The following is a 6,211-nucleotide window of genomic DNA, read 5'->3' on the forward strand; positions in this document are numbered from 1 at the left end:
CTACCGGGAGCGTTACAAGGCTATTCGCCGATCCACCCATCCAGCAGGTCGGCGAATTCGTCGGCGTGTTCCTCTTCCTGCGCGAGGATCTCTTCGAGGATGCGCTTGGTGGTGGTATCGCGGTCGCCGATGAAGTTGATCATCTCGCGGTAGCTGTCGATGGCGATGCGCTCGGCCACCAGGTTCTCGCGGACCATGTCGCGCAGGTCGCTGCCTTCCTTGTACTCGGCATGCGATCGTGCGGTGAGGGTATCGGGGTTGAAGTCTGGCTCGCCACCGAGCTGGACGATGCGCTCGGCCAGCTTGCCTGCGTGTGCCTGTTCCTGCTGTGCATGCTCGAGGAACTCTGCTTTCACCGCGTCGGCCAGCATGCCCTTGGCCATGAAGTAGTGCCGGTAGTAGCGCAGCACGCACACATACTCGGTGGCCAGGGCATCGTTGAGCAGCTTGATCACCACCTTGCGGTCGGCGCTGTAGCTGTCGGTGATCGCACCATCCTCGATGTTGCGCCGGGCGCGGTCACGCAGGGTCTTGCGGTCACTGATGCCGGGAATCTTCGCGGCGGGCTTGGGGGCTTTGGCTGGCTTGCTGGACATGGCTGGCCGGTTCCTCTTGCGGTTGGTAGTCAGGTGGGCAGGTGCTCCAGCACGTACTCGGCTGAAGAGACTTCGAACTGGCCGGGCTGTTCGATCCAGGCTGCGCGCACTACGCCGTCGACCACGTACAGCGCGAAGCGGCGCGAGCGGATGCCCATGCCCGAGGCGCTGGCATCGAGTTCCAGGCCGAGCGCGCGGGTCAGTTCGGCATTGCCATCGGACAGCATCAGCAGGCCATCGGGCACCTCCTGCTCGGCCGCCCAGGCCTTCATCACGAACGGATCGTTGACCGCCATGCAGTAGACGTCGATGCCGCGCTTGCGGAACGCCTCGAACTGCTCGACGTAGCCGGGCAGATGACGGGCCGAGCAGGTCGGGGTGAACGCACCGGGCACGGCGAACAGCACCACCTTGCGTGCGTCGAACAGCGAATGCGTATCGAGCGTTTCGATGCCCTCGCGGATGCGCTTGAGGGTCACTTCCGGGATGCGGTCGCCAACGTGGATGGTCATGGTGAACTCCTTGCAGGGGCAGGCTAGTGGCCGGCATGGGACAGGGGCGTCAAGACATTGGAAAACCCGTGTGCAGGCCCCATCTTCAGGCGTTGCGGCGGGGGCTTCCAGCCACAGCCTGGGGCATCGGGATGGCAGCCGCATTGCGCAGGATCAGTCGGCCTCACCGGGGCCGCACGATGGGCGGCGTAGCATCGCCGGCGCGTAGAATGAACCCGGGGCGGCGCCACCGGCGCGGCCGAAGCGAATCGAGGTAGCTGGATGGAATTCAAGGATTACTACGCCACCCTGGGGGTGGAACCGAGCGCGGGCGAGGCGGAGATCAAGACCGCCTATCGCCGGCTGGCACGCAAGTACCACCCGGATGTCAGCAAGGAGGCCGGGGCCGAAGACAAGTTCAAGGCGGTCAACGAGGCCTACGAGGCGCTGCGCGATCCCGAGAAGCGCGCCGCCTATGACCAGCTGCGCGCGCAGGGGTACCGCCCGGGCGAGGAATTCAACGTGCCGCCGAACTACGGCGGCGCCGGTGGCTTCAATTTCGAGGAAGTGTTCGGCGGTGGCGGCCCCAATGGAGGCTTCAGCGACTTCTTCGAGAGCCTGTTCGCACGCCAGCGTGGCGGTGCCGGCCCGGGGCCGGGCTTCAGCAGCCAGGGCCATGCGCCCAACCGTGATACCCGCGCCAAGCTGTCGGTTCCGCTGGAGGCGGCCTACAACGGCGACAGCCTGCGCATCACCGTCAACGGCAAGCAGCTGGACGTGCGCGTGCCCAAGGGCATCCGCCCGGGCCAGGTGATCCGCCTGGCAGGGCAGGGCAACCACGGTGGCAACCTGCTGCTGGAAGTGGAGTACGCCGCGCACCCGCAGTTCGAGGTCGATGGCCGCAACATCCTCTACACGCTGCCGGTCACGCCATGGCAGGCCGCGCTGGGCACCAGCATCAGCGTACCGACCCTGGGCGGTGCGGTGGAGCTGAAGATCCCGGCCGATTCCGATGCCGGCCGCAAGCTGCGCCTGCGCGGGCGCGGCCTGCCGGGCAATCCGGACGGCGACCAGATCGTTGAAATCGAAATCGTGGCCCCGGCTGCGACCGACGAGGCGCAGAAGAAGGCCTACCGGAACCTGGCCAAGGCGTTCGGCGAAACCATTTGAAGGTAGTGCCGGCCGCTGGCCGGCACCCACCAAGCAAAAGCGTGCCAACCAAGGTTGGCACCCACCGGAGCAGGCTTCAGCCCTGCCCGGCGAACACCCGCTCCAGCACCTCGGACAGTTCGTCTTCCGAGAACGGCTTGGTGATGTAGGCCTTGGCGCCCTGGCGCATGCCCCACATGCGGTCGGTGTCCTGGTCCTTGGTGGTCACCAGGATCACCGGGATGTGCCGGGTGGCCTCGTCGCGGGCGAGGGTACGGGTGGCCTGGAAACCATTGAGGTTGGGCATCACCACGTCCATCAGGACCAGGTCGGGCAGTTCGGCCTTGGCGGTTTCGACCCCTGCGGCGCCATCGGTGGCGGTCAGGATCTGGTGCCCGAGCTTCTCGACGATGCGCTGTATCCCCAACAGCTGCGACGGTGAGTCGTCGACGATCAGAATGCGTGCCATGTTGTTCCCCATGTAATGCCCGCAGTGTAGTGCGGGCACATTACCGGCGGGAGGGGCGCGCGTGCCGTCCGTCGCCTGCCTGCGACGTTCAGTCGATCCGCACCACGGTGCGGCCCAGCGAGCCGCCGGCCAGCATCCGCTCGAACACCGCCGGCAGGCCATCAAGGCCGACCTCGGCGGTGCAGATGCGGTCCAGGTGCTGCGGTTTCCACTCGTTGCCCAGGCGTGCCCACACTTCCTCGCGCAGCGCGCGTGGTGCGTTCGCCGAAGACACGCCCAGAAGCGACACACCGCGCAGGATGAACGGCATCACGGTCATGTCCAGCGTCGGGCTGGCCGCCAAGCCGGCGCTGACCACGCTGCCATAGGGCACGGTCTGTGCCAGCAGGCTGGCCAGCATCGGGCCGCCGGCATTGTCGAGGCCACCGCCGAAGCGCGCCGACTGCAGCGGGCCGGGGTCGGCCAGCGCCGCGCGCGGCAGCACCTCGCTGGCACCGATGCCGCGCAGGAAGTCGGCCTGGTCCGGCTTGCCGCTGACCGCGTGCACGCTGTAGCCGGCGCGGCTGAAGATCGACAGTGCCAGCGCACCGACGCCACCGCTGGCGCCGGTGACCGCCAGCGGGCCGAGGTCCGGGGTCTGCCGGTTGTCCTGCATACGCCGCAGGGCCAGCGCCGCGGTGAAGCCGGCGGTGCCCAGCACCATCGCCTCGCGCGGGCTCAGCCCGGCCGGCTGCGCGATCACCGCGCGCGACTCCAGCCGCACGTACTGGCTGTAGCCGCCGTCACGGGTCTCGCTGAGTCCGCAGCCGGTGGCCAGTACTGCATCGCCTTCACGCCAGTCCGGGTCGGTGCTGGCGACCACGGTGCCGGCCACGTCGATGCCGCCCACCAGCGGGAAACGGCGCAGGATCTTCCCCTTGCCGGTGCCGGCCAGGGCGTCCTTGTAGTTGACCGAGGACCAGTGGGCGCGGATCAGCACCTGTCCAGGGTTGAGGTCGTCCACCCTGAGCTGGGCCAGGCCACTGCGGTAGCCGGCGTCGTCGTTTTCGATGCGGAAGGCGGTGAACGGGGTGGTGGGGGCCATCGGCGCTGCCTGACTTCGAGGAAAACGCCACCTTACCCCGTTGCCCCCCTTTCGATCCTGCCGATCCGCCCCATCTTGTATGATCGGTAATGGTTTCACGGCTGGCGCCGCGGGAAGGGCCCGCGCCGCAGCCCACATCTTGATGGAGCGTGCATGGCCTGGAATACACCCGGCGGCAACAAGGGCGGACAAGGCCCCGAGGACAATCGACGCGGGCCGTTCGGGTCGCGCGGCGGTGGCAATGGTGGTGGCTGGGGCGGACTGCCCGGGCCGCTGAAGGACCTGTTCGACGGCGGCATCATGCGTTGGGTGGTGGCAGCCGTGGTGCTGCTGGTGCTGTTCTCCAGCTTCCAGCTGATCGGCGAACAGCAGCGTGGCGTGGTGCTGCGCTTCGGCCAGTTCTCGCGGATCCTGCAGCCCGGACCGAACTTCAAGCTGCCGTGGCCGATCGAATCGGTCACCAAGGTCAACGCCACCGAGATCAAGACGTTCTCGATCCAGGTGCCGGTGCTGACCCGTGACGAGAACATCGTCAACGTCTCGCTGAACGTCCAGTACCGCATCGACGACCCGCAGCAGTACCTGTTCGGCACCGTTGATGCCAACCAGGTGCTGGAGCAGTCGGCGCAGAGCGCGGTGCGTGAGGAAGTTGGTCGCGCCGACCTCAATGCCGTGCTGAACAACCGTGGCCCGCTGGCCGTGGCCGCCGAAGAGCGCCTGCAGGCGCTGCTGAAGGCGTTCAAGACCGGCCTGACCGTGACCGGCCTGACCCTGCAGGACGCCCGTCCGCCGGAGGAAGTGAAGCCGGCCTTCGACGAGGTCAACGGCGCCCAGCAGGTCAAGGAACGCCTGATCAACGAAGCCCAGGCCTACGCCGCCAAGGTCGTGCCGGAAGCCCGAGGCCAGGCCTCGCGCGCCCGTACCACCGCCGAGGGCTACAAGCAGGCCGTGGTGTCCAAGGCCGAGGGTGACGCGCAGCGCTTCAGCCTGTTGCAGGCCCAGTACAAGGACGCCCCGGAAGTGACCCGCAAGCGCCTGTGGCTGGAGACCGTGCAGCAGGTGCTGAGCGAGAACCGCAAGGTGATCGGTGGCGATGGCCGCCAGCTGATCTACGTGCCGATGACCGGCGATACCCGTCCCAGCACCTCGGCCCCGGCCGCAGTGGCGAACCCGGACGTGGTGATGCCGTCGCTGCCGGGTGCAGCGGCGGAAGCTTCCCGTGATCCGGGCCGGCCGGTGGGCCGCCCGACCGGGCGACCGAGCGGCCGTGAGGAGGGCAGCCGATGAAGAGTCCAATCTGGATCGCCGTGATCGTGGCGGTGGCGCTGGGCCTGCTCGGCTCGGTGTACGTGGTCCGCGAGGACCAGACTGCCATGGTGCTGAACCTGGGCAAGGTGGTGCGTTCGGACATCAAGCCGGGCCTGCACTTCAAGGTGCCGGTGGTGGAAACGGTGAAGGTCTTCGACCGCCGCTTCCAGGTGCTCGACACCGCGCCGGCGCGCTACTTCACCGCCGAACAGAAGGACGTCAGCGTCGACTTCTTCGCCATCGGCTACATCTCCAACGTGGGTGACTACTTCCGTGCCACCGGCGGCGATCCGCGCATCGCCAATGCCCGCCTGGCCCCGATCATCACCGACTCGCTGCGCAACCAGATCAACTCGCGCACCCTGCAGCAGCTGGTCTCCGGCGACCGCAGCGAGCTGATCGCAGAGCAGCTGAAGGGGATCAACGAGGCCGTGGCCGGGCTGGGCATGCAGATGATCGACCTGCGCATCAAGCAGGTGGACCTGCCTACCGACAGCCAGGTGATCAATGATGTGTACGAGCGCATGCGCGCGCAGCGCAAGCAGGAAGCGGCCAAGCTGCGTGCGGAAGGCGAGGAACAGTCGCTGACCATCCGTGCCCAGGCCGACCGCGACAGCACCGTGCTGATCGCCGAGGCCGAGCGTGATGCACAGCGCCTGCGCGGTGAAGGCGATGCCGATGCCGCCCGCATCTACGGCAAGGCCGGCTCGGCCGACCCGTCGTTCTATGCCTTCTACCGCAGCCTGGAGGCCTACCGTGGCTCCATGACCGACGGCAATGGCGTGATCGTGCTCGACAAGAACGACCCGTTCCTGCAGTACCTGAAGAACGACCGCTGAGGTCGCAGGGCATTACCCCACGGGGCCCGGCCAGATGCCGGGCCCCGTGCTTTTTCCGGAGTCCCCCATGAAAGATCTGTTCGCCGCCGTCTGCCTGGTGGCGGTGCTGGAAGGCCTGTTCCTGTTCGTTGCCCCGTTCGCCTGGAAGCGCATGGCCGAGCGCCTGCTGGACCTGCCCAGCCCGGCCCTGCGCAGCTTCGGCGGGCTGGTGCTGCTGGCCGGCCTCAGCCTGCTGTGGTGGGCACGACATTGAAAGGGTAGTGCCGGGCGGGGGG

Annotated in this window: 8 protein-coding genes; 4 read left to right on the top strand and 4 right to left on the bottom strand. The window is 67.5% G+C overall.

What is annotated here, in order from left to right; genetic code table 11:
• Positions 1–20 precede the first annotated feature (20 nt).
• The gene (locus QRO93_RS09385; RefSeq protein WP_006463374.1) at positions 21–596 is read right to left on the bottom strand and encodes a bacterioferritin; all 576 of its coding nucleotides are present in this window, start codon (positions 594–596) and stop codon (positions 21–23) included.
• Positions 597–625: 29 nt separating this feature from the next.
• Positions 626–1,108 carry a peroxiredoxin gene (locus QRO93_RS09390; protein ID WP_180880360.1) on the bottom strand — a complete coding sequence of 161 codons (483 nt, stop codon included), beginning with the start codon at positions 1,106–1,108 and terminating at the stop codon, positions 626–628.
• 261 nt (positions 1,109–1,369) lie between these two features.
• On the opposite strand from QRO93_RS09390, the gene QRO93_RS09395 reads away from it, so the two are divergent.
• On the top strand, positions 1,370–2,257 hold the full coding sequence (locus QRO93_RS09395; protein ID WP_049457947.1) for a DnaJ C-terminal domain-containing protein: 888 nt from the start codon (positions 1,370–1,372) through the stop codon (positions 2,255–2,257).
• Positions 2,258–2,333: 76 nt separating this feature from the next.
• Here QRO93_RS09395 and pilH read toward each other — a convergent pair whose 3' ends face one another.
• Together pilH and QRO93_RS09405 are read right to left on the bottom strand one after the other, a co-directional pair.
• A complete protein-coding gene (pilH, locus tag QRO93_RS09400; RefSeq protein WP_005410644.1) occupies positions 2,334–2,705 on the bottom strand; it encodes a twitching motility response regulator PilH in 372 nt (123 codons plus the stop codon).
• A gap of 88 nt (positions 2,706–2,793) precedes the next feature.
• On the bottom strand, positions 2,794–3,789 hold the full coding sequence (locus QRO93_RS09405) for a YhdH/YhfP family quinone oxidoreductase (RefSeq protein WP_180880357.1): 996 nt from the start codon (positions 3,787–3,789) through the stop codon (positions 2,794–2,796).
• Positions 3,790–3,942: 153 nt separating this feature from the next.
• Here QRO93_RS09405 and hflK point away from each other — a divergent pair, with 153 nt between their 5' ends.
• The 3 genes from hflK to QRO93_RS09420 all read left to right on the top strand — a co-directional run bounded on the left by hflK (position 3,943) and on the right by QRO93_RS09420 (position 6,189).
• Positions 3,943–5,076 carry an FtsH protease activity modulator HflK gene (gene hflK, locus QRO93_RS09410; RefSeq protein ID WP_006463285.1) on the top strand — a complete coding sequence of 378 codons (1,134 nt, stop codon included), beginning with the start codon at positions 3,943–3,945 and terminating at the stop codon, positions 5,074–5,076.
• Positions 5,073–5,936, top strand: a complete 864-nt coding sequence (hflC, locus tag QRO93_RS09415; protein ID WP_006463283.1) for a protease modulator HflC — start codon at positions 5,073–5,075, stop codon at positions 5,934–5,936. Before hflK ends, hflC begins: the two co-directional genes overlap by 4 nt.
• A 67-nt stretch (positions 5,937–6,003) precedes the next feature.
• The gene (locus QRO93_RS09420; protein ID WP_005410640.1) at positions 6,004–6,189 is read left to right on the top strand and encodes a DUF2065 family protein; all 186 of its coding nucleotides are present in this window, start codon (positions 6,004–6,006) and stop codon (positions 6,187–6,189) included.
• The last annotated feature ends 22 nt before the right edge of the window (positions 6,190–6,211 follow it).

This window comes from Stenotrophomonas maltophilia group sp. Smal17, assembly GCF_030237045.1.
Lineage (GTDB): Bacteria > Pseudomonadota > Gammaproteobacteria > Xanthomonadales > Xanthomonadaceae > Stenotrophomonas > Stenotrophomonas forensis.

Coding starts and splice junctions, on each gene's coding strand:
- pilH (WP_005410644.1), bottom strand. CDS start 2,705: ATGGCACGCATTCTGATCGTCGACGACTCACCGTCGCAGCTGTTGGGG.
- hflK (WP_006463285.1), top strand. CDS start 3,943: ATGGCCTGGAATACACCCGGCGGCAACAAGGGCGGACAAGGCCCCGAG.
- QRO93_RS09395 (WP_049457947.1), top strand. CDS start 1,370: ATGGAATTCAAGGATTACTACGCCACCCTGGGGGTGGAACCGAGCGCG.
- QRO93_RS09390 (WP_180880360.1), bottom strand. CDS start 1,108: ATGACCATCCACGTTGGCGACCGCATCCCGGAAGTGACCCTCAAGCGC.
- QRO93_RS09405 (WP_180880357.1), bottom strand. CDS start 3,789: ATGGCCCCCACCACCCCGTTCACCGCCTTCCGCATCGAAAACGACGAC.
- QRO93_RS09420 (WP_005410640.1), top strand. CDS start 6,004: ATGAAAGATCTGTTCGCCGCCGTCTGCCTGGTGGCGGTGCTGGAAGGC.
- hflC (WP_006463283.1), top strand. CDS start 5,073: ATGAAGAGTCCAATCTGGATCGCCGTGATCGTGGCGGTGGCGCTGGGC.
- QRO93_RS09385 (WP_006463374.1), bottom strand. CDS start 596: ATGTCCAGCAAGCCAGCCAAAGCCCCCAAGCCCGCCGCGAAGATTCCC.